The sequence below is a fragment of the Pontibacter sp. Tf4 genome, assembly GCF_014212495.1.
GTDB lineage: Bacteria > Bacteroidota > Bacteroidia > Cytophagales > Hymenobacteraceae > Pontibacter.
On record NZ_JACKZC010000006.1, the window covers coordinates 329,235 to 354,836 of the forward strand.

Annotated in this window: 22 protein-coding genes; 12 read left to right on the plus strand and 10 right to left on the minus strand. The window is 49.2% G+C overall.

Features of this window, described 5'->3' with window-relative positions; translation table 11 throughout:
• The first annotated feature begins 174 nt into the window (after window positions 1-174).
• Together H7F15_RS12110 and H7F15_RS12115 are read left to right on the plus strand one after the other, a co-directional pair.
• Window positions 175-531 carry a helix-turn-helix domain-containing protein gene (locus H7F15_RS12110; protein ID WP_185197233.1) on the plus strand — a complete coding sequence of 119 codons (357 nt, stop codon included), beginning with the start codon at window positions 175-177 and terminating at the stop codon, window positions 529-531.
• A 4-nt stretch (window positions 532-535) separates the two neighbouring features.
• Complete coding sequence (locus H7F15_RS12115; protein WP_185197234.1) at window positions 536-1,084, plus strand: ImmA/IrrE family metallo-endopeptidase; 549 nt, start codon at window positions 536-538, stop codon at window positions 1,082-1,084.
• Between the two features lie 147 nt (window positions 1,085-1,231).
• Here H7F15_RS12115 and H7F15_RS12120 read toward each other — a convergent pair whose 3' ends face one another.
• The 4 genes from H7F15_RS12120 to H7F15_RS12135 all read right to left on the minus strand — a co-directional run bounded on the left by H7F15_RS12120 (window position 1,232) and on the right by H7F15_RS12135 (window position 6,561).
• Window positions 1,232-2,986 carry an ATP-binding protein gene (locus H7F15_RS12120; protein ID WP_185197235.1) on the minus strand — a complete coding sequence of 585 codons (1,755 nt, stop codon included), beginning with the start codon at window positions 2,984-2,986 and terminating at the stop codon, window positions 1,232-1,234.
• 124 nt (window positions 2,987-3,110) lie between these two features.
• The gene (locus tag H7F15_RS12125) at window positions 3,111-4,928 is read right to left on the minus strand and encodes an ATP-dependent endonuclease (RefSeq protein ID WP_185197236.1); all 1,818 of its coding nucleotides are present in this window, start codon (window positions 4,926-4,928) and stop codon (window positions 3,111-3,113) included.
• A gap of 520 nt (window positions 4,929-5,448) precedes the next feature.
• Window positions 5,449-5,904 (minus strand): hypothetical protein, encoded by a 456-nt coding sequence (locus H7F15_RS12130; protein WP_185197237.1) that lies wholly within the window; start codon window positions 5,902-5,904, stop codon window positions 5,449-5,451.
• 3 nt (window positions 5,905-5,907) lie between these two features.
• A complete protein-coding gene (locus H7F15_RS12135; protein ID WP_185197238.1) occupies window positions 5,908-6,561 on the minus strand; it encodes a serine protease in 654 nt (217 codons plus the stop codon).
• A gap of 164 nt (window positions 6,562-6,725) precedes the next feature.
• On the opposite strand from H7F15_RS12135, the gene H7F15_RS12140 reads away from it, so the two are divergent.
• Window positions 6,726-7,604 carry a HEPN domain-containing protein gene (locus tag H7F15_RS12140; RefSeq protein ID WP_185197239.1) on the plus strand — a complete coding sequence of 293 codons (879 nt, stop codon included), beginning with the start codon at window positions 6,726-6,728 and terminating at the stop codon, window positions 7,602-7,604.
• 3 nt (window positions 7,605-7,607) lie between these two features.
• Here H7F15_RS12140 and H7F15_RS12145 read toward each other — a convergent pair whose 3' ends face one another.
• Window positions 7,608-8,093, minus strand: a complete 486-nt coding sequence (locus tag H7F15_RS12145) for a transcriptional regulator (protein ID WP_185197240.1) — start codon at window positions 8,091-8,093, stop codon at window positions 7,608-7,610.
• 536 nt (window positions 8,094-8,629) lie between these two features.
• Between H7F15_RS12145 and H7F15_RS12150 the strand changes: the two genes are divergently transcribed.
• From H7F15_RS12150 to H7F15_RS12165, 4 genes are all read left to right on the plus strand, one after another.
• On the plus strand, window positions 8,630-8,935 hold the full coding sequence (locus H7F15_RS12150) for a hypothetical protein (protein WP_185197241.1): 306 nt from the start codon (window positions 8,630-8,632) through the stop codon (window positions 8,933-8,935).
• A 133-nt stretch (window positions 8,936-9,068) separates the two neighbouring features.
• Window positions 9,069-10,409 (plus strand): TlpA disulfide reductase family protein, encoded by a 1,341-nt coding sequence (locus tag H7F15_RS12155; RefSeq protein WP_185197242.1) that lies wholly within the window; start codon window positions 9,069-9,071, stop codon window positions 10,407-10,409.
• Window positions 10,410-10,428: 19 nt separating this feature from the next.
• Window positions 10,429-13,635, plus strand: a complete 3,207-nt coding sequence (locus tag H7F15_RS12160; protein ID WP_185197243.1) for a SusC/RagA family TonB-linked outer membrane protein — start codon at window positions 10,429-10,431, stop codon at window positions 13,633-13,635.
• A 21-nt stretch (window positions 13,636-13,656) separates the two neighbouring features.
• Complete coding sequence (locus H7F15_RS12165; RefSeq protein WP_185197244.1) at window positions 13,657-15,018, plus strand: RagB/SusD family nutrient uptake outer membrane protein; 1,362 nt, start codon at window positions 13,657-13,659, stop codon at window positions 15,016-15,018.
• Window positions 15,019-15,076: 58 nt separating this feature from the next.
• On the opposite strand, the gene H7F15_RS12170 is transcribed toward H7F15_RS12165, so the two are convergent.
• Complete coding sequence (locus H7F15_RS12170; protein WP_185197245.1) at window positions 15,077-15,373, minus strand: hypothetical protein; 297 nt, start codon at window positions 15,371-15,373, stop codon at window positions 15,077-15,079.
• Between the two features lie 275 nt (window positions 15,374-15,648).
• Window positions 15,649-16,227 (minus strand): Crp/Fnr family transcriptional regulator, encoded by a 579-nt coding sequence (locus H7F15_RS12175; protein WP_185197246.1) that lies wholly within the window; start codon window positions 16,225-16,227, stop codon window positions 15,649-15,651.
• A 335-nt stretch (window positions 16,228-16,562) separates the two neighbouring features.
• On the opposite strand from H7F15_RS12175, the gene H7F15_RS19330 reads away from it, so the two are divergent.
• Window positions 16,563-16,718, plus strand: a complete 156-nt coding sequence (locus H7F15_RS19330) for a hypothetical protein (RefSeq protein WP_221627058.1) — start codon at window positions 16,563-16,565, stop codon at window positions 16,716-16,718.
• A 627-nt stretch (window positions 16,719-17,345) separates the two neighbouring features.
• Here the strand turns inward: H7F15_RS19330 and H7F15_RS12185 are convergent.
• From H7F15_RS12185 to H7F15_RS12195, 3 genes are all read right to left on the minus strand, one after another.
• Window positions 17,346-18,026: a nucleotidyl transferase AbiEii/AbiGii toxin family protein gene (locus H7F15_RS12185; protein ID WP_185197247.1), complete on the minus strand. Its 681-nt coding sequence runs from the start codon at window positions 18,024-18,026 to the stop codon at window positions 17,346-17,348.
• The gene (locus H7F15_RS12190; RefSeq protein WP_221627059.1) at window positions 18,016-18,516 is read right to left on the minus strand and encodes a MarR family transcriptional regulator; all 501 of its coding nucleotides are present in this window, start codon (window positions 18,514-18,516) and stop codon (window positions 18,016-18,018) included. Before H7F15_RS12190 ends, H7F15_RS12185 begins: the two co-directional genes overlap by 11 nt.
• Window positions 18,517-19,797: 1,281 nt before the next feature.
• Window positions 19,798-20,088 carry a helix-turn-helix domain-containing protein gene (locus H7F15_RS12195; protein WP_370523711.1) on the minus strand — a complete coding sequence of 97 codons (291 nt, stop codon included), beginning with the start codon at window positions 20,086-20,088 and terminating at the stop codon, window positions 19,798-19,800.
• A 503-nt stretch (window positions 20,089-20,591) separates the two neighbouring features.
• Between H7F15_RS12195 and H7F15_RS12200 the strand changes: the two genes are divergently transcribed.
• The 4 genes from H7F15_RS12200 (at window position 20,592) to H7F15_RS12215 (ending at window position 25,432) form a co-directional block, all read left to right on the plus strand.
• Window positions 20,592-20,990 (plus strand): ribbon-helix-helix protein, CopG family, encoded by a 399-nt coding sequence (locus H7F15_RS12200; protein ID WP_185197249.1) that lies wholly within the window; start codon window positions 20,592-20,594, stop codon window positions 20,988-20,990.
• A complete protein-coding gene (locus H7F15_RS12205) occupies window positions 20,984-22,261 on the plus strand; it encodes a relaxase/mobilization nuclease domain-containing protein (protein WP_185197250.1) in 1,278 nt (425 codons plus the stop codon). Before H7F15_RS12200 ends, H7F15_RS12205 begins: the two co-directional genes overlap by 7 nt.
• Window positions 22,262-22,273: 12 nt before the next feature.
• Window positions 22,274-24,235, plus strand: a complete 1,962-nt coding sequence (gene mobC, locus H7F15_RS12210; RefSeq protein WP_185197251.1) for a conjugal transfer protein MobC — start codon at window positions 22,274-22,276, stop codon at window positions 24,233-24,235.
• A gap of 348 nt (window positions 24,236-24,583) precedes the next feature.
• The gene (locus H7F15_RS12215) at window positions 24,584-25,432 is read left to right on the plus strand and encodes an RteC domain-containing protein (protein ID WP_185197252.1); all 849 of its coding nucleotides are present in this window, start codon (window positions 24,584-24,586) and stop codon (window positions 25,430-25,432) included.
• Window positions 25,433-25,602 lie beyond the last annotated feature (170 nt).

A 25,602-nucleotide genomic window follows, 5' to 3' on the forward strand; every position in this document is an offset into this window, starting at 1 on the left:
TGACGCATCAAAGGTAAGGGAATCATTTTTACAGTTGCAATTTTTATTCGTAAATATTTTTGTATATTTTTACAAACACAAGGACTCATATTGCTCCCTATGGGGATGCCTTAAATACATACTGTAGTATAATGTTGCAGTATTTCTTAACTTGCACAGTCAATTGGATATCCAATGTTGCATAACGACCAAATAAATTCATTATATATTTCCTTGGGCAGCCGTATAAAAGAAGAGCGGGAGAAGGCTAAACTCAAGCAGACGAAATTTGCAGAACTATTGAATATTAGTCGCGCATCACTTGTCAACATTGAGAAAGGAAGGCAAAGGGCACCTCTTCATGTACTCTATGAAATTGCCAGACTTCTGAAACTCTCAATTATTGATTTACTCCCTGTCTTTGAATTCATTGATCAGAATATTGACAAGAATATTCAGAAGGAAATCGAAAAGAAAAGTGCGGGGAAAGAAGAGTTGCAACAAAAGCTATTGGATTTTGTAAAGTCAAACATCAAACCCACAAAACCTTAACCTAATGAAAAGGATTGAGAATCAAGTAAATGAACTCTTGACTGATCTAAAAATTACTCAAGCCCCAGTTCCGGTTAGAAAAATTGCAAAAGCCTTGGGTTTATCCATCAAAGCATATGACCTTGGAGACGGGGTATCTGGTGCTCTCCTGCTTGACAATGACAAAGCTATCATAGGAGTAAACCCCTCCGAATCAAGGGAAAGGACTAGATTCACCATTGCGCATGAAATAGGTCACTATTCCCTTCATAAGTCCTCAAGTGCCTTATTTGTAGACAAGGATGGGCTGATTCAGAAAATAGAGGAAGATGGGGTTAGGGTACTGTTTAGGGATGGAAAATCATCATCTGGCGAGGTGAAGATCGAAAGGGAAGCGAACGCCTTTGCAGCTGCTCTCCTCATGCCTGTCAATCTTCTAAAAAAAGAAATCAATTCTTTGGATTTAGATAATTACAAACATGACGAAGAAATCATTAATGAATTAGCTAGAAGATTTAAAGTCAGCACAATTGCCATGACCTACCGATTGACGAACCTGGGTGTTCTCCAATAATCAAGAAGTTATTTTAAATAGAAAAGGGGGCATTAATCCCTTTTCTATTTACTGAGGCTGCAAAAAAAACTGTGTCAAAGAATTAGTAGTATTACCTTTAACACAGTCAACATGGAATAGAAAAACGAGCTGGATCTAGAGAAATAATTACCGCTTTAGCTGGTTCAGGAGCCATATTAATTGCGTTCTTGCCTCGCTAATTAGTTCTGTAAATGAAATAAGTTTAACGTTTTGATTTTGATTATGAGAAGTGATTTTTGGATCTACTTTACCACCAATCACCCAAATATCTATCGGCTTATCATGTATATAGACTCTTAAATCATCACGATATTTAATAGCCTGGCTCTCGTGATCTCTATTTATTGTGATGCTAGGGCGTTTAAACTCTAATAGTAGATATCTATTAGTAATATCCTGAGTAAGGAGAAGATCTGGACGCTTATTAGCTCTGTTACCAGTGTATTTTTGGGTAACCTTTTCTTCAATGATTCTTTTTAAACTTTGATTTGAATTTAAAAAAGTGAAGTGACTACCGAACAGCCATAGATTTGTCTCAATAGCTTTATGAATGGTCATTTCATCAGTAGAAGCATCTGCAATTATTTGCTCCAGATAGTCAATATACCGTAACCTATTCTGCGCTTGCTTGCTGATCATAATCATATCGACTATACCAAATTCTGAAAGTGCGTCAGCAAATAAATGTATATCTGAGTAACTCGCTTCTTCAATACTCTTTAAAACAGTCCAATACTCGTCTTTCTCCAAACCGTCTAATAGCAAAGAGATTATTGCTTCTACTCGATCAGCTTTTTCAGTATAAAGCTTTCTAAGGATACCATCTAAAGCCAGTTCAGCATATTTTCTCCTATGCTCAGGAAGGTTCCTTAACTTTTTGTTTATTAATTTTTGAATTCTAGCCTTTTGTAAGTTTATTATCGCCTTAAATTTATCCTTTAATCTATCATCCAAGGCAGTTGCTATAAACTCCTTAATTTCAGCATATGCTAGGCTATTCTCAATTATATTGTTCCAGTTAGCTGTTACATTTTCCTCACTGAGTTCATCGGCAATTACTTCACCATAAACTCTCTTTAACAGCTTTTGAGGGATCTCTTCAGAATCTTCAAGACCAAAGTAAAAAGGTTTGCCAACTACCTTTCCTTGCACTCTTATTATAAGTCCGGGGTACTTTAGAGATTTTTTTTCGTCAGTAATTATAAATCTATATCTCACAAATCCTGCATTAGGCAGATGAGCACTTTCTTCAAAAACTTCTCCCGTTAGACTTTCAATTTCAATTGGTTCTCCGTTGACGAGTAATTTAAAGTCGTTTTCACGACTATACTCGACAAAAAGTATTTGCTTCAACTTCTCAGGATCAGGGAAGGCTAAATTTTGATTTAAATTATATAGGGTAATGGTAGTGCCGTTTTCATTCTCATTGCAGTCTGAAAAACTTAAAGGTAAGTCTGCTACTTCTAAATCAGTAAACTTTTTAAGTTCGTCCCTATTTATAGAGACTTTAGTTAGTTTACCTTCTTTTTTAGTTTCTAGTATCATAGAATTTGCAGCAACTAAACCTGCAAATTTCCCAATGCCCTTTCTTCCTTTTACTAACCGATTCTTCTTTTCAGTTCTGCTTCCTTTTTGAAGAACCCTGTCTCTTGCAACTTTCAGATAATCTTCCTCTACTTCTTTTGTAGTCATACCATTTCCATTATCGCTAATGATTATGGGTTGATCTGCCTTATTAAAGGGATCAGGTAAAGTAATTTCTACAATACTAGCTTCAGCATCCCAAGCATTATCAACTAACTCTTTCAAGGCGTGCTCAGTTGAACGATAATTTTCACCTAGTAAAGAGGCTAGCCTTGTATCAACTTTAAAATTGGCCATAAAGAGATTTTAAGTTAAATGATCCCTGTTTAAGTCTTTGAGAATATTAGTATAAGCCTAGAAGCGATAGAGCTACAGAATGCTACTAAATAAAGAAAGTAATTTTAATTCACTTCAACAAAGACTAATTCAGATGATTAAGCAAACTATCATTGGTTGATGACAATACTTCTTCCAGTTTTTGCTTCAATTCTTCAATTGTTTCCCACTCAGTACACTTGTTGGGCACCGGAGCTTCATGATTGATCAAAGCCTGGAGCAGACACTCAATAATCGCAAACTTTTCAGGATCTTCAGAAATAGTTTTTAATGCATTATATGGTTTCTCTGTTGATATAGCTTCACCAAAGTATGCTTCTTCTAAATTTGGAAGAGATGCCAATAACCTAGCTTTTGTTCCTGAAGGTTTAGCTTGTATAGCAGCAAGAATATTAGGGTTATTCCCCCAAGCAGGATTAGCCTTATCCCCCTTCTTTGTTAAAGGGGTATCACTATCGTGAAGCACTGAATAGCTTGTTCCAAAGTGATTAAGAATTTTAATCAATGAAACGATTGTCGCTTTACCTCTGGCTCTAATTATATGTACATCCCGATACTCTTCTGGCTTACTAGCTTTGATATAATTAAAAGCTGTGTACTCTGTGTCACCTTCAACGATTATTACTTTCCCCCCGAAGAAAAACTCAGCTACATAAGGATCACATAAATTTAGAAGCTTAAGGTTCTTTTTATCATCATCATCTAGTTTAGCCTTTGAAGGCCTAAATACAGTTGTACCTTGTATTTCACCATCTTCATCCTTGTTCACTCTTACAATTGTTGTATTATCTCTCGAAAAGTCGATAAATATTGGTGAATGTGTAGTAACCATCACCTGCCAATTACCAGATGTAGGGAGCTCGTATAATACGTTGCAAGCTTCCCTTATTGCATTAGGATGAAGACAAATCTCAGGCTCATCAAGAAGCAAAAGGTGCGGTCTCACAGGGGATCCATCGCTCTGCATTTTCTGGTTACTTTCAGAGATATACTTCAGTGCTGTCCACAATAGGGTTCTTCTTGCTCCGCTACCTTGCTTATCAATCGTGCTCAAATGTCCACTTGATGGCCCCATCAAGAGGTCTGGGTCAGCTTTAAACAGGTTTAAAGTCTTTTCAATGTCATTTTCGGGCTTTGCGTCAAAATTGATCTGATAGCCGGGAAATACTTTTGCTATAAGTCCTGAAAGTTCAGTATTAGCAGTATCTATTTGCTCTTGAGCTTCATCAACTATTTGCTTTTGTAAATCCTTCACTTTATCCAAAAGTTGATGATATTCATTTTTATCTTCAGAGCTAGCAGCTTGCAGATTTTTAACTCTTTCTGTAATTGCGGCCATCAGCAATTTCTTTATTGCATTAGCTTGATCATCTGGATTATCAAAAGCATTTACTTTATGAGGCTCAGGTCTTCTCTGGTTAGCAATATTCGCTGGCCCAAATGGAAAGCTTTTAGAGTCCCAATCTCCTAAGGTTACATTCCATCCTCTACGTACTGGCTTACCAGTACTTTCCCATGTCCACTTTTCTTTTACCAGCCACTCCGCTTCAGCTGTCTTTTCTAACCATTGGGTGCCTACCCGCTCATCAAACACAATTGTATGTAATTCTATCTGAGGTAGATTATCAGGATCTACTCTATTATTAGGAAAATCGTAAATTGTTAACTCGCCGTTCTTAGAACCTTCAGACATGACCACTTCGTAAGCCTTCAACAAAGAACTCTTTCCTGCATTATTAGGTCCAACTAGCACGACTATTTCATCTAAATCTATTTCTACCCCTTTGGAACCTATACATCTAAAATTCTTAACTATAAGCTTTACTAATCTAGGTTTGGGCATTGTAAGAATTATTGCCTCGTTACTTTCTGCTTTCTCTGTACTCTTTGTGCTTTTCGCCATCTGTAGATTTATAAATTGCTTTACTTAATTTAAGGACTAGTTATATATTTTAAGCAATATATATAAATCATACCATAGAAAGCAGAAATTCAAAGTCTTCAGTTCAAGTGATTTTTCACATCATACAATTCATTAATTTTTCTTAATTTATAAACAACCGGTAGGAGAAGAGAGCTATTCCTGCATATTGATAGATTTCCGCTCAAATCGGTATATTTTTATACCACCCTACATTATAGCAAATGAAATCATCATAATATCTTCTAGTAGAAGACTTTTAGAACTTTTATTTCTCCTTATAATTATTACTCCATCACGCCAAACTATAAAAGATGAAATCACAAGCTGAATGGTACGACTGATTCTGGATAATTCCTGTACTGCTGCTTGCAATGCTAGGCTACTCTAAAATCTTAGAATCAAGCTTCGGCAAGTATATAATCTCAAGAAAAAGAAAGGGAGGTTAATAGCCTCCCTTCAATACAATTAAATTTACTAAGTGTTTCTTTGTTTCTCTTCTCTAAAGGTTTTCACGGTTAGATTTTCTCATTTCACACCAGGCGTTTATCGACATCTTTCCAAAGCTAATAAGTAGAAGAACTATTACAGGCGCTATAAAAGCTCCAGCAACACCTAGATAACTCCCTATTGCAGCAGACATTGAACTTATAAAAAATTTACTAGAAGTGTCGGCTGTATTATTTAGCTTTTTTCTATCTTCTTCATAACGTTCATCACCGCACAAGAACTTTTCTATTTCCTCTAATAATTTCTCTTGGTATAGCTTAGATGTGCTAGGCTGACTTCCAAATTTTGCAGTATTACTTGGAGTAGCATTTAGCCATTTATTAGCACTCTCAATGTAATCACCATTTGTCTGCTCTAAAAAATTATTAATAATATCAAGTTGATACTGTTCTAAAACTCCTAGAAGCTCCTTTTCATCCTTAGATAAAATGTGATTATATTTCTCCATACGTTAAATCATATTTTTAATATATTCAGCTGATACAGCATGTGTTGTTTGGTGCAGTGTCTGAGGATCAATACCACCTAAAGAAATTCCACCTTCCTCTTCAGGAGCATATGAGCCAATTAATATACCAACTAACTGGGAATTAGAAAGATTAAATATTGGGCTACCAGACTGGCCAGGCCTTGTTTGTATATTAAGGACCAAATGCTTCGTTTTTATACCAGAAGATTCAATAAGTATTTTTGCTCCTACAACTGTTGTTTGAAAAGTTAATACCTGCCTCCCATAATTACTATGTGGATAACCAACAATAGCTAAGCTGTCACTAACTTTAACTGAATCTGCCCCAGCTATTGTTATATTACTGAAAATACTATTTGTAACTCTTAAAATACATATATCTCTCACTGGATCTACTTTAAAAATAGATGCATCGATAGTTTGTACTCTATTGTTTGAAGTATCTTGGTACTGTAATAGGTCAGTTGTTGGAGATAAAACAATTACTAAATTAGTATTGTCATTATTCGTAACATGCGATGCCGTTGCAAATAGCCCATCCTTATTTAATAAAACACACGTTCCTAATAAGTTAACGCCTTGGGGTGTTATTCGACCCACTGTAAAAACAATTTGATGAAGGTTAGTAATATCCATAATAGAACTTAATCAGTTATTTTTGAGCGATAATTTTACACCTGCAATATACGTCAGGCAAAATGTCTTATCTCCTGTTTTACACCAAACACAGTTGTGAAAAATCCCATCAATTTCATTTCTGAACTATAAAGCGTATTTTTATACCACCCTATGTTACAGAAATGAAAACATCCTTAGATCACCTCCCGGAAGACAAGAAAAACCAGGTCCTCGAATTAAAGAACCTGATTCTGAAGAAAGTGCCGAATGCGGATAAAATCATCTTATTCGGCAGCTATGCCAGTGGCAATTGGGTAGAAGATAAGTATACTGAAAATGGTATCCAGTATGAGTATATAAGTGACTTTGATGTGCTTATAGTTACTACCTCCCGTGAAGAAAAAGAATATGTTTCTCAGGATAAAATTGTAAACAGCTGGCATTATCACACTCCTGTCAATCCTATAGTTCATACTATAGATTATGTGAACGAAGGACTAGAGAATGGGCAGTACTTCTTTACTGATATTATTAAGGATGGTATATTACTTTATGATGCAGGTGCTTTCGGATTTTCAGATCCCAAAGTATTAACGTGTGAAGAATCGAAACAAACAGCTACTGAAAAATTTAATAAGTGGTACAAGAGTGCCTCAAGGCTTTTAAAGTACGCAAAGCTTGGATTTAAAGAATCATTAGAAGAAAAAGAAAGCCTGAATGAAGTTGCTTTTCTTCTACATCAAGCAGCAGAGAGGTTCTATAATACAACCCTTTTAGTTTTCACTAACTATAAACCTAAAGTTCATAATCTTGATAAGCTCCGGGATTTAGTAAAACCCTATTCCAAAGAACTTTATTTTATCTTTTCACCCTTGCCACAGAACGAGCACGAGGTGTATCTATTTGATCTACTTAAAAAGGGATATATTGATGCAAGGTATAAATCTGAATATACTATTGCTGCAAGTGAAATTTATGACCTTATAGATAGAATAGAGCAAATGCAGAAAATCGTTTATGAGCTATGCTCACAAAAGGTCTTATCAATAGGAATTGAGTAATTTTTATAGATGTTTTTGGTAAAGAAAATCACCTTTCTTTGGTGCTGGTAGACGGTGAACCAACCCTTTTTCTGCAAGTCTCTTCAAAGCTCCTGAAATAGAACCACTTCTCAAGGCAACATTTAATTCTGATTCGCAATACTCTACTATCTCCTTAATAGATCTAGGAGTAAGCAAGAAATCAGACGCTAAAACTTTTCTTAGAGTTGGAGTAATAGGCAATCTCTTTATTAAAGATAGCTTCTTCCCTTTATCGAACTCGAGCTTTACATCAACTTTGATGAGCTCGCTCGGATCACAACCCAACGCTGCGGCTATAGAAATTAGTGAATAAACAGTAACACCCCCTTTAGCATTCTCTAATCTCGAAATTTGGTTTTGAGACACACCTGCAAGATAACCAAGCTCCCCTTGTGAAAGCTTTTTGTCTTCTCTCAGCAGCTTGATCTTTTTACCTAAGGCTTTTTCGTATTCCCGATGTCTCTTCACGATGCTAATGTGTAGAGTTCAGTCGATTACAGAAATATCATTTTGTTGTAATCATTTTAATTATTATATTTGTTCAGGTTAAGGTCACAAACCTTTACTCTCCCTTACTAAGCTTGAGAACCTTAGTGAACGGGACGATGAATACAGGTTTACCATATGTTACAGCATTAAGTGCGGGCGCCCTACTGGCATGGACCGGCAGGTTCTCAAGCCTTAGTAATGTCCGGCGGGGCCCCGCGCTTACCTTTTTGTTTCCCTGCTTCCCGGCAGTGCCTCTTATCGCGCTGCCCTGCTTTCTGGTGCAGATCTTTCCTGCTATTATATCCTTGCACAATTATACCCTGATCAACAGCACCACTGCTTGCACGCTCGATTGGGTGCTCCTGATCTCCCCTCCCGAGTGAGATAACACCCCCACCGTTGCCGCCAGCAGCCACGCTGCCTTTCCGCGGCCATTTCCCAAACCCTTTGTGTTACCGGCTTTGCCCTGCAAAAGCTGGCCGGGACTGTATTGCCAACTATTCCCATTTAGTACCATGAACACCGCACAATTACTATTGCCCCCTTCCCTGCACGCCGAAAGCCCGCAGGAGACCATCACTGCCTTTAAAAGAGCTTATCCCCTGCAGGAAGTGCAGGATGAACTCTGGCGCTGCCTGCAGCCCCGCCTGCTGGACAGCTTCAAGGAAATGAACCCCGACACTACCAACAAACTGGCCGCTTTCTATGAAAACATTGAAATTCTTGTTTCGGCTGTATACCAGCTGCCTGACCTTCCGGCCCCGCCGGCAACAGTACCCGCAGTAAACCCTGATCCCGCAGGAGACACCGGCCATGGCTAAGCACCACTTCCCTGGCCATGCCCTGCCCGTGGCACCACCCGGGTTGGACAGCTCCTGCAACCCCTGCTGGCCGGCCCGTGCATCACGGGCCGTGACAGCCCCTTTTATTGGTAGAATTTAAAACTATACTGTTATGATCCTGAAAAAATGGCTCTATGGGCTGCCTATGCCCTTATATTTCCTGTTACTGGTGTTGCTGCTCTACCTGCTGCCCGGGCTTTGGCTGTCTGTGTGCCGGGCGCAGGGCAGCACACCACCCGGCACCGCGCTGGCAACCGGCCAGCCCGTGCCGGACGTCTTTATCCCCGAAATCCTGAACCATGCCAGGACCAATGCAAAACTATCCGATTACCGCGGGAAGCTGGTGCTGCTGGACTTTTTTGCCTCCTGGTGCCTGGATTCCCGCCGTCCCCTGCCCCTGCTGGACTCACTCCAGCACGCTTACGGGGACAGGCTGCAGGTACTGTTGGTAAACGCCACAAGCGCGCAGGATCCGCTTCCTCAGATAAAGGCCCTGCTGCAGAGCACGCCGCACCTGCCTGTCGTGGCAGGTGACACCACCCTTATCAAGCTTTTCCCGCACCACGCAGTGCCCCATTTCGCTTGGATCACCCCCGAAGGCACGGTAGGCGCGATCACAAGAGCGGAGCGGGTGACCGCGGCCAATATACAGCAGGCCCTGGAGCACGGCCGCATGCCGGTATCGCTGCTGCCCGACCGCGATCTGTCCGTTCCTCTCTTTACCGGTGTCGCCCTTCCGGAAACCTCCCTTGTGCATGCATCCTTCCTGGTACGGGGCAAAATAGACGATGGCCCCGGGCGTACGGTACTGCGCCACGAGGGAGACATCCTCACCGGCATGACACTGGCAAACCTGTCCGTCCTGGAGCTGTTCCAGGCAGCAAAGCGGCAGCTCTACCCGGCCCTGGGCTCCCGCGGGCTCCTGCTCGCAGGCGTAGACTCTGCCGAGCTCTTCCAGGAAAACTCGGGCCTGCCGCCAACAGAGTGGAAAGCCACCCGCACCTACACCTACGACCTGTCCCGGCGTGCAGCGCAACCGGCCCCCCTGTTCCGCACCCTCCTGCAGGACCTGAACACCCATACCGGGTACCAGGCCCTGTTCGAGCCCAGGAAGATAGATTGCTTCCTGCTCGTGCGGCATGGGAATACCGGCAGGTACAAAAGCAAGGGGGGCAAACCCGCCAACAGGCTGTTCCACCCCCACGCGCCTTCCATGCAGAACAAGCCCCTGGAAGTTTTGATCGCCCGCCTGAACAGCAACAATACCCTCCCACGGCTTGTGCTTGACCATACCGGCTACGCCGGGACTGCAGACATCACTCTTCCGTCCGGTTTTGCGGACCTGGCCACCCTGCGGCGGGAACTGCGGGCACAGGGGCTTGACCTGGTACCACGGCGCAGGAAAGTGCCCGTCCTCGTTTTGCGGAAACTTACACAACCAACTGATCTATAACCATTAATTCACCACGTTTATGAAAAAGAGCATACTCCTCTTACAATTATGGTGCTGCCTGGCGCTCACGGCCGTAGCCCAGCAGCCTCTTACCGGGCTCGTCCGGTCGGCTACCGACAAGGCTCCCCTGCCGGGAGCCTCCGTTGTACTGAAAGGAACCACCACCGGTACCACAACAGGCGAAGACGGTACCTTTAGCTTCACTCCGTCCCTGCAAAGCAGCACCCTCGTCATCAGCTTCCTGGGCTTCAAAACGCGGGAGGTACCTTTCTCCCTGCCCTCAAGGGAACCCCTGGTTATCGAACTGGAAGAAGATGATCATACCCTGCAGACCGTGCAGGTAGTTTCAACCGGCTACCAGGACATCCCCCGGGAGCGGGCCACCGGGTCCTTTTCCACGGTAAGCAGCGCGGAGCTCCAGCAACAGGCCGGCCCCGACATCCTGAGCCGCCTGGAGGCGGTAGCCAATGGGTTGACAGTGGACCGTAATACCTTCGGCGGGGGCGGCCTCCTGTTGCGAGGGCTGAGTACCATCCAGGGCCCGAAGGCCCCGCTTATTGTCGTGGACAATTTCCCATACGAAGGGGATATCCGCAACATCAACCCCAATGACGTGGCAAGCGTTACCCTCCTGAAAGATGCCGCCGCTGCCTCCATCTGGGGCACCCGTGCAGGCAACGGGGTGATTGTGATCACCACCAAAAGCGGCAGTTTCCGGCAACCCCTGTCTGTTGATTTCCATGCCGGCATGATCCTCACGCCGGAACCGGACCTGTCTTACATCAAACAGATGTCAGCCGGTGATTTTATTGACGTAGAGCGTATGCTGTTTGGAAAGGGATACTACAATTCCACGATCAATTCCTCCGGCAGGCGTGTCATCTCCCCTGCAGTGGAGATCCTGCTGAAAGAACGTAAAGGTGAGCTGACGCCCGAACAGGCAGGGGCGCAACTGGCGGCCCTGAGGCAGGAGGATGTGCGTCAGGCATACCGAAGGCACATGTACCAGCAGGGGCTGCAGCAGCAATACAGCATAGGGCTCCGCGCTGGCAGCGACCGCTATGCATGGCATTTTTCCGCCGGGTATGATAAAGCGACCGACAACCTGGACAGCCATTCCTCCCGGATTAATGCACACCTCCGGCAGACGGTGCGCCTCCTGCCCCGGCTGGACCTGAATACAAGCCTGTACTACACGCAGCGCCTTCAGAAAAGCGGCAGGACCGGCTATGGGGAAGGCACCTCCGCTAATGCCCCCCTTTATCCCTACACGCGCTTCCTTGACGAAGAAGGCAACCCGGTACCCGGCGTCAGGGACCTCCGGCAGTCGTGGAAGGAAGCTATTGAAGACGACAGGCTGCTGGACTGGAATTATTATCCGTTAGAAGACTACAGGCACGACCATACCAGGACAGACCTGCAGGATGTGACAGGACAGATCGGCCTGGACTACCGGCTTCCCTTCGGGCTGGAGGCCACGGCCCGTTACCAGTACCAGCGCCAGCACAGCCAGGCAGAGCACCTGCAGGATGAGCAGAGCTACGCCGCCCGCCACCTGGTCAACCTCTATACGTCATTGGACCCCGTTACCGGCACGCTGACATACGCCATTCCTCCGGGCGGTATTCTTAACCGACAGCAGCAACAGCTGGAGGCACACAATGCCCGGGGGCAGCTTACTTATACAAAAGCATGGGGACCGCATGACCTTACAGCCCTGGTGGGTGGCGAGGTTCGCCAGAACCGTTCATCCGGATCCAGCCGGCGCCTGTATGGCTACGATGACCAGACGCTCTCCTTCGCCCAGGTAGACTACCGGAACCGCTACCCTACTTATGTAAATGGCAGTACGGCCCAGATACCCAACGGGGACGGGCTTAACGAACGCCTCAGCCGCTTCGTGTCGCTTTTTGGGAATGCCGCCTATACCTTCCGGCAGCGGTACACGGCCTCAGCCAGCGCACGGCAGGATGGTTCCAACCTCTTCGGGGTAGCGGCCAACGACCGCTGGAACCCGCTGTGGTCCGTGGGGGCCGGCTGGGACCTCTCCACGGAACCCTTTTACAAGGTGGGTTTCCTCCCGTACCTGAAGCTACGGGCTACCTATGGTTTCAGCGGCAATGCCGACCTGAGCCGGACCGCTGTAACCACCATGCTGTATTCCTTCATGTCTTATTATACCCAGAACACCCTGGCGGTTTACGACCAGTATGCCAACCCGGACCTGCAGTGGGAGAAGTCCCGCATGCTGAATTTCGGCGCAGATTTCCGCCTGAAAGGCAACCGCCTGACAGGCAGCGTGGAATACTACCAAAAGAAAGGCACGGACCTTTTCGGGAGAAAGCTGCTGGAAAGTACGGCCGGGATCGGCTCCACGATCATTAAAAACGTTGCCACCATGGAAGGAAGGGGCATTGACGTGGAACTCAACAGCATCAACCTGGAGGCAGGCGCTTTTACCTGGTCTACGGACCTGAATGCCAGCTTTGCCCGGGATGAAGTAACGGAATACTATCTCAGCAACCTGAACGGAAGCAGTTTTGTAAATACGGTCCCGACCATATCTGCGGTAGTGGGGCACCCGGTGTATGCCATTTATTCCTATAAGTGGGCAGGCCTGGATCCACAGACCGGTGACCCGCGTGGCTTCCTGGATGGAGAGCCCAGCACGGACTACGCCGCGCTGACAGGCTCGGATGTACAGGTAGACGATTTGCAGTTCCATGGTTCGGCCCTGCCGCAGTGGTTCGGTTCGCTGGGCAATACGTTCCGTTACGGCCCACTTTCCCTGACCGCCAGGCTGACTTATAAGCTGGGCTATTATTTCAGGAGACGCTCTATCAACTATAACAACCTGTACCGCAACGGCGACGGGCATGCCGATTACGCCGGAAGGTGGCAGCAGCCGGGAGATGAAGCCCATACGGATGTACCCTCACAGGTATACCCGGCGAACTCACGCCGGGATGCCTTCTACCAGGGATCGGCAGCCCTCGTGGAGCCGGGAGACCACGTCCGCCTGGCCTATATAACCTGCAGTTACGAGCTTGTTCCGGACGGCACCGGCCAGCTGCCTTTCAGGCGCCTGCAGGGCTATGCCACCCTGCAGAACCTTGGTATTCTCTGGAAAGCCACCTCACAGGACATTGACCCGGACTATAACCTGGGGAGCTACACCATGCCACCAGCCAGGAGCTTTGCCCTTGGCCTGAAAGCCTTCTTTTAATCCATCATTAAAATAAATATCATGACACGATCCCATATAAGCCGAAGCTTTTTGATATTATGCTTTTTAAGCCTTGTAGCCGGCTGCGAAAGTTTCCTTGACGAGAAACCGGATAAGCAGCAGGTTATACCCTCCACCCTCAGGGACTTCCAGGCCCTGCTCGACGATTTTTCTCAGCTAAACGACAACGACCCTGCGGCGGGGGAGGTAAGCACCGATGACTATTACCTGGAGGACGCCACCTGGGCAAGCCTCTCCGAAACCGAACGCCTGCAGTATACCTGGTCCCGGGAGAACTTCTTTACTTCGCCCTACAATGACTGGGCTACATCCTATACCCCGGTTTATACGGCAAACACTGTCCTGGAAGGCTTAACAAAAGTGGCCATGACGCCGGCAAACCAGGATGACTGGCGCAATGTCAAAGGACAGGCACACTTTATCCGGGGCAAGTCGTTCCTGCAGGTAGCCATCCTGTGGGCTCCTGCCTACACAAAAGGGAACGCAACCGGTGCCTGGGGCATTCCCTTGCGCCTCTCGACCGATTTCGAGGAAAAGTCGCGCCGGAGCAATTTGCAGGAAAGCTTTGACCAGGTGCTGTCCGACCTGCAGCAGGCGGCGAAACTCCTTCCACCTACCCAGGTACACCCTGTCCGGCCCTCGAAAGCAGCCGCCTATGCCCTGCTTGCACGTACACACCTGTACATGGGCAATTACCCTGCCGTGGCGGCATATGCAGATTCGGCACTACAACTTCACAGCAGCCTGCTTGATTTTAATTCCCTTTCTGCAGAGGCCGATTTTCCTTTCAGCCAGCCAAATGAAGAAATCATTTACCGGAGCATCATCCCTGTCCCCAATGCGCTCTATATTTCCAACGCCAGGATCGATCCGGAACTGTACGCTTCCTACCAGCCCGGGGACCTGCGCCACAAGTTATTCTTCAAAAGCAATGGAGATGGCACCTACGGGTTTAAAGGAAGCTATGAAGGAAATGCCAACCTGTTCAGCGGGATCTCTACCGCCGAGCTGTACCTGATGAAAGCCGAAGCCCTGGCCGGACAGGGAGATGCAGCCGGGGCGATGGACGCACTCAACACCCTGCTGGTTACGCGCTGGGAAACAGGAACTTTCCTCCCGTTGGAAGCGGCCAATGCTGCGGAAGCCCTCGAGATCATCCGGCAGGACCGCCGCAGGGAGCTGCTGATGCGGGGCATTCGCTGGTTGGATATCAAAAGGCTGAATGCCTCCGGGGCCGCTATCACCATGTCCAGGTCGCTGGAGGGGCGGACCTACACGCTCCCGCCCAATGACCCGCGGTATGCACTGCCCATCCCGGAAGATGTTATCCGCCTGTCCGGCATGCCCCAGAACCCTCGCTGATAAAAAGGCCCGCTCAATTTCTTGAGCGGGCCTTTTTTATTCCATCACCAGTTACAGGTTAATTCTTCTTGGAAGTAGCATCTTTCAGTATCCTGGCATGGTCGCGCTCGGCCAGCCATTCTTCCAGGGTTCCGCTTTGCACCGTGACGACACAAGGCAGGTTGCTGCCGGAACAGGATGGAAGCGTACCCGTAACTTCGGTCCACTCATCCAGTTCATACACTTCGCTCATGGAGCTTCCCCCGAACTGGTACTGTACGATAGTTGAGGCTTCACTGGATAGCGGAGCCCCGGTAAAGGCTGCGGCAGCTGAAGCGATAGCGGCCATAGCCCCGATGATCATATACTTTTTCATAACCTGGAGTGCTTTTGTAGATCAAAAAGCAAGCGAAAAACTTTGGTTCAACATGTATGTGGCCTACTCTGTTTGCAGGTTTTCAGCCTTCCCTGTGGCGTACCTGTATGCCCCGCATCCGGGAACGCCGGTTATTCAATCTGTTTTCCGGGCACCTCCTCTCCTTTTGGTTAGGGTAAAGGTAGGTGCTCCCCGGTTTGACAATTCTGTTTCATAACAGGAAGGCGGCCTGGTTTCATGTAACACCCTGATCTGTAATCCGTAGCCGGCGCGGGTTATCTTTCTCCCCGTAGTCGGCTTAATGTATCCGGGTACATGCCCAGGAAGGATGCGATGTCTTTAACCGGCGCGACTTGAAAGAGCCAGGGCTGTTCCCCCATAAGCTTTTCAAAACGGGCTTTGGCCGGCAGGTGTGCCCGGGCATGGTAATGCCGGTAGAGCCGGTGCAGGCATGCTTCCATAATGGAACGCTCTATATGGCGGAAAGCAGGGAATCGTTCCGCTGTCTCTTCCAGCTGGCTATAACTCAGCGACAGCAGGGTGGAGTCTTCCAGCAACTCTATGTAAAAGGAGGTAGGCAGCTGGCGGCAAAAGCTATCCAAGGCCAGCATGAAATCTCCGCCCGTCCAGAACCAGACAGAGACCTGCTCCCCTTTCCGGTCATCAAAAACGTATGCCCTGGCTGCTCCATCCTGGATAAACCAGGCCTGGGCAGGCACCCGTCCCGGCCGGAGCAGTACCTGCCCCTTTTTGAGGGTTCTGGATAGAAGAACCTTGTTCAGGTGTTCCCGTAGCTCCCTGCTTACCGGGTGAAAAGCTGCCAGCACATCAAATATGTTAGGTTCATCCTCCATCCTTTACCTCCACTCTTTGATTTCCGACCGTTGTAATCGGCCTTTAAACAAGCCTGCTGTTAACAAATTTGGCCAATACTTTACTGGTTGGCAATGACCTTCCTCCCCAAAGGAGCATGGGTTTTTCCCATACAATATGTGTTACGAACCTTCCGGAATAAGGCATTTAAGTCAGGGACATGAAGATAGTGCCGGCCAATAGAATAGCCATTCAATGTATAAGCTTATGTTTTGATACTTGATTTACCCTCATTTTCAGCGACTACAGCCTCAATCAAGGCCCGAACAGTATACACAACACCTGCAACTTTACCCATGGACAAGCTGATGGAAGTTTGGAGGAGAACAAGAAACTGTATGAACGTTTGCTGGAAAGCGAGCGTGAGAAGGTTGAGCTCCTGAAAGGTATTCGCGAAGATTTCAATGCCACTCAGGTATTAAGTATAAAGCCCGGCCCTAACAGGTCGGGCTTCTTTGTGTCTATACCTTAGCTAACAAGCAAGGTATAACGCGGGGATGGCTGGGGCGCATGCCCCGGACAGCCACGGCAAGGCTACTGGGGTGGAAAGGGCCGGAATAGCCCCTTGGCCTTTGTGCGGCTGGCGGATCTGCTGCCTTCAGGTATAGCGCCAACCATAAAGTATAGCTCCAACTATAAGCCCCGGCATCAACCCGGGGCTGGAGGCAAGATACCAGGCGCGGAGCCGCTGCGAGCGGAAGCCAGAGCCAGCCGGGAAGAGCCCGAGGCACGAGGGCGACTGGCTGAGCAGCGGCTGACCCGAAGGCGAGCATAATATGGGCTGTGGGCTTTGCTTTTGGCTTTCCTGCCGGAGACACTTTACAACATCAAAAGAAAACAGCAACAGATGTGAACAGTACCACAGGCTGGCAGGCGAAGGCAAACCAGGACCGACCAAAGGGAGTTCATACAGCCTTGCTTTTGCCGTAGCGCAGTCCTGCCGAGGACACGGACGAACTTAACTCTGTCTGCCAATGGAATGTCAAATGTTAGTGGCCTAACTCTCTGGAGGAGCAGGAGATAGTAAAGCAAAATCCACCCTAAAGATTTATCTTACTGCTAAAGCAAGGTATGGGAACAACATGCTGCAAGCCTAGTTCTATAGCCTGACGATCTGTTCCATCTTTTCAACCAGTAGTTGCAGTCGACTTGGCTCACCTAAATGAGCTGACAGGGTCTCATCCCTGTAACGACTGTCTAAGATTTGCCTGTATTCCTGCTGTAAATACTTCCTCACCTCTATTGGCGCACCGGCAATCTCCGCTTTGAGGTGCAACCTGTTATCTGTTATATAAATTACATCTTCAAAGTCGTGGCTGGTAAGCGGATTACCGCCCCGGCTGTGATACGCAGAAAACTTGGTAGCAAGGAAGTATGCCACAGGCAGTAAACGAATTCTCAGGTTTGGTGTCAAGGAAATTGAACTCGACTGGTTCAGCCCTGGTTGGTACCACGGGTTTGAGAACCCGAGAATCTGCGGATCGTCCGGCATGACGTCTATTGTGATCCCTTCAAAGGTAAAGCGGCAAATCACAGGACTTGCAGGGTCTGGGTAAAACCCAAGCTCCTGAAGGCGTTCTTGAAGCTTGTTCCAGGCTCCATAGCCTGCAAGCGAAACGCTTAAATCAATGTCACTGGTAGGGCGCACGGCATCAGCCGCCGGGTCGTCTGCATACAGGCTCAGGGTAGCTCCTCCCACAAACACCATCTCCTGCCGCAGCTCCTGCAGGCCTTCAGCTACCTTTATAATGACTTCTCTGTTGACTTGGTTACCATTCATATAAAACCCTTTTTTCTAATTCAACCGCCGCCAACTCCCGTTCCCTCACCCTGCCCACACGCAGTGCGTCAACCAGTGCGAGCAGCTCATACAGCTTTGGGTTTTGCTGTGCTGATTCCACCACAGTAGGGTAAAGCGGCTCCACGCTCTGGCCTCTCTCCTCGCCTTTCGGGTAAGGCCACACCAGCTTATCGCCGCTCATGATCATGTCTCGCAACGGTGGCGCGCTGTAAGCTGTAGGTACCCCCCGCGCAACGGCCCCCGGGGTTTGGGGAAACACGTAACGCAGCCCATGCTTCAGGAACTCCAGCAAGGCATTCCGCATTACGTTCTTCTTGGAACCGTCTATCAGCCCGGCCATACAAGACCGTTGGAGCGACTCTGAAACCTCTGAGCCACTAATATTCAATCCGCGGGAGATGTCCTTCATCGTCCACTCCTCTTCCCTTGTAATGATGTCCAGCAGTATCACGATATCCTGAGGACGCATCCCGTTATGTTTCTTCATACCGTATACTGTCTCCTATAATTTGCAATTCGCGATTCGCGAATTGCAAATTACTAAAATAATCTAACCAAAAAAAGTATCATAAGCTTTTGTACTTCGGGGGCAAAAGAAGATATGGCAGTAAACTGGCAAAACAAGGCGGAAGAGGGAGAACTGCAGTGAATCCTTGCTTTGTTAGCTCGTGTAACTAAGTGAGCAGTACACGAACCCACCTGTCCTACCCGAGTCAATCTCCGATCCATACGGGCTGCCGATGATATCACTCTTCAACTATCCTTAGGTTTAGTCTCAAGTCTTAAACCAACAAGATCTTTCGCATCAAAAATCTCGAAGTAAGATTTCATGCTTCCAATGTTGATTTTCAAAGGCTCGTTCTTTTCGTTATCAACATAAAACCTGAACTCCTTCTGATAATCAAATGCTCTAGGTTTTTATGGAACGGTGTCATATTTCTAATCTGTACCTGCTCGTCATAGTAGTTCACAAAGCCGCGATCGAATCTGTAGCCTATCTTTTTCAGCTCAGTTTCTAATCGTTCCATAAAAATACCTGGTTGCTTAATCATCAGGCACAGTGAGCTGAACTTAAGGCTGCGCGGATTAAATTTGAAGTCTCGGGGATCGGGGAACCAGTTGGAAGAGATGGAGAACAAGCAGTACGCATAGACGATCAATAAATTCGGTAAAACCACGGCCACTGAAGAGCTGCAACAACTTGCTGAAATGGCCGTGCTTTCCCACACAGGCGTGGGGCGTGGCTCCAGGTACCAATTAGCCGGAATTGGTTGAAATTGTCCGGAATTGGCCGGAAGTATGGTTTAGGTAAAATACTGTAATGTGTTAACCTTAAAACTTTATTAAGGTTAACACATTCAGATAAATTGTGAATTTAGCCTAAAGCTTCTCTTGCTGAATATATTCCTGAGTCCGCTTTGCCGGAATGTTCGGAACAGCTATTACTGGCAGAGCATCCGGAGCAGAAATGACAGTTGCAAAATTCCCATGATAGTAATCATAAGAAGGTGCATAGCGGATATACCCGTAGCGGTGTAACTCCCGGATACAACGATGGTATGTGACCCGCGAGCTGATTTTAGCCAATCGCATCAACTCCTGCCGCCGAACCGGGAACGGTGACACAAATCCGTGCCTGCTCCAGGCCTGGCAAAGCGCCAGGTACAGCAGCAGGTGGGATGGAAGTAAACGTGCATCCTGTGCAGCCCTTGCCCAGCATCTTTCAATTTCTGGAAGAGACCCCATGTCATTATTCCTTTCCCGCCAGCAACTTGTGAATATCCTCCATCCGATAATATAGCGTGCCTCCTACTTTCGTGTAGGGAAGCGTGCCATTGATGCGCAGGGTCTGGAGCGTTGCCGGGGAGATCTTCAGCAACCGGCGTACCTCGGCGGACCGGAGTACTTCCCGTACCGGGTCAGGCTGTTTGCTTTGAAGTAATTGACGGAAGTCTTCGAGTAACTCCCTGCGGAACTGTTGCAGGTCTTCTTTGGTGATAATTTCTACAGCCATCTTCTGGGACATTTGGTTCTTGGCCAAAGGTAGAACAATGCCTGTCCCCATGTTCACAAGGCTTACCCAACGAAGGAATTTTAATCACTGGCTGCTTCTGTTGCCATTCAACTAAGCAAAAGGGTCATGCCTGCCCCCGGGAACAGCACCTGCTGGCAGTCAGCCTCCACTAACTCCTGCTAAAACCTGCCTTAAAATATGTCCCCACTGGGGAAGGCCTTGTGAAAAACAGCGCTTTTACCGAATGAAATTTGTCGCTCAGCTCCCGTAACAGGGCCGGCGCTTCACCATGTAAAGCTTCATACCTATGCTGGATTCTAAAAACAGAAGTACTGCCTTTCCCTCCATTCCCTCCCGTCAGGGACAACAGGGCCTTCTTGTCAGGCAAGGGAAGGAGACACAGGCCTGCTGTGGAGCGCAGGCAGCAAGATGTATTTTTGTAAACAAAAAAGGCTGCCTCCCGCCTGGTCAGGACCGGCTGACGCCTGCCTCGGAACTCGGCTTTCCTTTTAAATTCCAAAGGAGGTAGCATGGCACGACGTAAGCACCCCCACCCGGACCAGCTGCTCACCAGGCTCCTTTCAATCCGCCTGCCCGAAAGCGAATACATGCGCCTGGAAAAGCTTGCCTCGCAGAGCGACTGCCGCTCCATAGGCGAACTCATCCGCCGGCACCTGGCTGGGAAGCCCGTCCGGGTATATTACCGGGATACCACCCGGGACAACTTCCTGGAAGAACTCGCCGCCATCCGGCAGGAACTGCACCTGATCGGGATCAACATCAACCAGCTCACCCGCTACTTTAACGGCAGCACGCAACCCGCCAGACGGGTAGTGCTGGCCCACCAGACGCTGGAGGCCTACCAGCAGGTGGACCGTAGGGTAGGCCTGTTACTCTCACTCATTGCAAAGCTGGCACAGCCATGGTAGCCCGCATCGCCACCGGCAAGAGCATCCACGGGGTGCTGCACTACAACGAACAGAAAGTGCAGGAAGGGAAAGCGGAGCTTATACTGGCTTCCCGCTTCCTGCAATCACCGGCTGACCTGACTTTCCAGCAGAAGCTTCGCCGCTTCCGGAGGCTGCAGGAGATGGCGCCCCGCGTAAAGACCAACGTGCTGCATATTTCCCTCAACTTTCATCCCACCGAACAGCTGACTGACATACAGTACAGCCAGATAGCTGCCAGCTACATGCAGCGCATCGGCTTTGGGGAACAGCCATACCTGGTCTACCGCCACCACGATGCAGGGCACCCCCATCTCCATTTAGTGACCACCAATATCACGCGCGACGGGAAAAGAATAAACACCCACAACATCGGGCGGGAAAAATCCGAACAGGCCCGGAAGGCAATCGAACAGGAGTTCGGCCTCCTGCCCGCCCAGGGTAACGCCATCGTTGCTGCGCTTCCCAGGTCCCTGGACCAGCTGGAAAAGGTATGGTACGGGCAGGAAGAGACCCGGCAGGGCATTGCCCGGGTCGTCCATACCATCCTGAAACATTTCAATGTGACCAGCCTGCCGGAACTGAACGTGGTTCTCCGCCAATATAACATTACAGCTGACCAGGGCTCAGCCAACTCCCTTATGCACCGGCGGAAAGGCCTGGTGTACAGCATCCTGGGCCAGGACGGGCAGAAGGCAGGCGTCCCCCTGAAAGCCAGCAGCCTGCCCGGCAGGCCGACCCTTGCCAAACTTGAAAAACAGTTCAGCTACAACAGGCAGCACCGTCCCTTTCTGTGCAATGTCCTTCGCACGCATGTCACGCAGGCCCTGCACCAGGCTGATCGCGATGGCCCGCCCGCCTTCCTGCAGCACCTGAACCGGGCAGGCATCCAGGTGCTGTTCCGGGAGAGCGCCCGGGGCCAGGTTTACGGCGCCACCTTCCTGGACTACCGGAACCGGGCTGTCATCAACGGCAGGGAACTTGGCAAAGCATACGGTGCCCGGCAGCTGCTTGCGCGTCTTTCCCGCAGCCAGCAAGGCGAAGGGGTGGTCGGTACTCCCCGTACAGGGGAAATAACCCCAGCAATAAAACCCCGTGGGGTTGCACCTACTTCCCGGGGCATTTTGCCGCCGGCCACCCAGCCGGAGAATGTCATCCGGGAGTTGCTGGAAGCCCGCCAGGAGCCGGCCTACCTGCCGGCAGCACTGAAACGGAAAAAGCGAAAACGAAAGAAACGTTACCAAACCCTCTGAGAAGTGTAAGTTATGAACACCGGGGAAAACCAACAGGGGCTACGCAACATCCTGGACTTCACACGGCTGCTGAGCATCGTGGTATTGCTGCTCCATTTTTATCTTAGCTGCCGGGAATCCTTCCAGGCGTGGGGCCTTGTGCTGCCCTTCCAGGAGCGGGTGCTGGGCCCGCTCCACCAGATGCTGCTGTTCCGTAATGTGTGGCATGCCAAGGGGGCCGCGCTGCTGCTGCTGGGCGTCTCCCTGCTGGGAAACAGGGGAAGGAAGGATGAGCAGCTGCGGGCCGGCAGCCTGGCAGCCTACCTCCTTGCCGGGGGAATTCTATACTTCGGCAGCAGCTATGTGCTCCTGCGTTTCCCGGTCACGCCTGCCACTTCACTCCTGTACATGGCACTCACAGGAGCAGGCTATCTGCTTATCCTCACGGGCGGCACGCGGATTTCGCGCCTGCTGCTCCCCCCTTTCCGCCCGGATATCTTTAACCGGTCGAACGAATCCTTCCCCCAGGAAGAACGCCTGCTGGATAACGACGTTTCCATTAACCTGCCGGCCCGGTACACGTTGCGGGGGGAGACGCGGCGGAGCTGGATCAACATAATCAACCCTTTCCGGGCGCTGCTGGTACTGGGTACACCCGGGGCCGGGAAGTCCTACTTCGTCATCCGCCATGTGCTTACCCAGCACATACGCAAGGGCTTTGCCATCTTCCTGTACGACTTCAAGTACGATGACCTGACCCGCATTGCCTATAATACCCTGCTCCGGTACCGGCACCAGTACCCGGTACCGCCCCGCTTCTATCTGGTCAACTTTGATGACCTGGCCCGGAGCCACCGGTGCAACCCCCTGCACCCGGAAAGCATGGCCGATATCACGGATGCAGCAGAAGCCTCCCGCACCATCATGCTGGGGCTGAACCGGGAATGGATCCGCCGGCAGGGGGACTTTTTCGTGGAGTCCCCCATCAACTTCGTGACAGCCATCATCTGGTTTCTCCGCAAGTACCGGAACGGGCGCTACTGCACCCTGCCCCACGTCATTGAGCTGATGCAGGTGGAGTACCGGGAACTGTTTGACCTGCTGCGTACGGAACCTGAAATTGAAGTGCTGATCAATCCCTTTGTCTCGGCATTCGAACAGCAAGCCGTGGACCAGCTGGAAGGGCAGGTAGCCAGCGCCAAGATCAGCATGGCCCGGTTGTCGTCGCCACAGCTTTACTATGTACTCTCCGGCCATGACTTCACGCTGGACCTGAACAACCCCCGGGACCCAAAGGTGGTCTGCCTGGGAAACAACCCGCAGAAACTGCAGGTCTATGGTGCCGTGCTCTCCCTGTTCGTTTCACGCGCCGTACGCCTGATCAACCGGAAAGGGCAGCTCAAATGCAGCCTCATCTTTGATGAGTTTCCCACCCTGTATTTCAACGGGATCGATAGCCTCATGGCCACGGCCCGCTCCAACCGGGTGGCCACGACACTGGGCGTGCAGGATTACAGCCAGCTGAAAAAAGACTATGGCCGGGAGCAGGCGGAAGTCATCCTGAACATCCCGGGCAATATTATCAGCGGGCAGGTAACCGGGGAAACGGCGCGGCTGCTGTCCGAGCGCTTTGGCAAGATCCTGCAGCCGCGCCAGAGTATATCGCTGAATGCCGGCGATACATCCGTCAGCCGCTCTACCCAACTGGAGGCAGCTATTCCGCCCGGTACCCTGGCCACGCTTTCCTCCGGGGAATTTGCCGGGCTGGTGGCAGATAACCCCGGGCAGGAAATCCGGCATAAGGTCTTTCATGCCACTATCGTGAACGACCATGCCGCCCTGGCCCGGGAAGAGGAACAGTACGTCCCCATACCGGCCATCCGGCAACTGACTGCTGAAACGGTTCAGGCAAACTACCAGCGGATACGGGAAGATATTAACCAAATGATCGGGGAAAACAAGGGGAATTCTCCCATGGGATATGAGGGAAAATAAACAAATCCCTTACTTACTGAAACACAACCGGTTACTTTAAAAACAACCGGATAAACGATATAGAAAGCCACTCCATGCAACATTCTTCGTTTTTATCAGCTATAAGCTATATATAATTATTTGATTATTAGCAAACTATCCATTATGCCCGTTTTACAGGGCATACTGCAGGAATGCCCGGCAAGCTGACTCAACCAGAAAAACCATGGAAACTTTTTAAGATGCGCCAGACAGACCCTTAGCCGCATGACGGCCGCTTTCCATTCTTCCGGCAGCTTCTGCCCGGGAAATCAAGCCAGGGTGGTCCGGTATGCCAGTTCATCACATGTACATCAACTTTTATGACATATGATACACCACGCAGAAAGACGCTATGAACAGCTGGTGGAAACACTCCGGGACACTGAAATCCAGCACACCGGAACACCGGCCCAGCTTCGTGAAACAAACTTAACATACATCAACGAAGCGATCCAGGAACTGAAGGAAATGGTCATCCACCACACCTTCCGGGATGAACAGGAAGAAATCTATTTCTTCAAACATGTCAAACCCAAATTCACCAGCCTCCTGATCTTCCATGCCCGCCTGGCCCTGATCGAGCTCAAACGGCCGGCCGGCAGCCTGAAAGATATCCGCCGCCACTACGAACGGGAGCTGCTGCTCATCCGCATTTTCCACGACCACCATGTACAGCTCTACCAGTACCTGCGCGCTGAAGCCACCTTCCTCGATGCCAAGCTCTTCGTGCGCGGCTCCTGTGACCTTCCTTACCATTACGCCACGACCGCTGTGGATTCTGACACGCGCTTTACGACCTACTACGACTACGTCATCGCCCGGATCCAGGCAAACGAGCAGCTACGTGCTTACCTGATCCGTGCCTTACAGGAACTCGAAACGGGCAACCTGCCTGCGGATGTGCCCGAGGAGCGCAAGGACCTTCACTGGACCGGCTCTAAGGTGCACCTGATTGAACTGGCCTACGGTCTTTATGAGTCCGGCCACATCAACAACGGGACGGCCGGTGTACTTGAAATTGCTTCCCGGCTCGAAGCGCTCTTCCAGGTCAGCCTCGGTAACGTATACCGCACCTTCCAGGAAATCCGCCAGCGGAAAAAAGACAGCCGCACCAAATTCCTGGACCTGATGCGGCAAAAGCTCGAGGCCCGCATGGATGAGCTGGACGCCGTCTGAGCACCCAGGGCAGGGAGGCCGGGAATCATATGAAGGGGCTGGTGTTACACCTGCCCCCTGGCCCTCAGTCCGACCTGCTACCGGACTTTTCTTCTCCTGCCTCCATTGCCATATCCTCAAAACTATTTTTCCCACCTACGGATGACCTTGTGAAAACAGGGTAGCCGTGA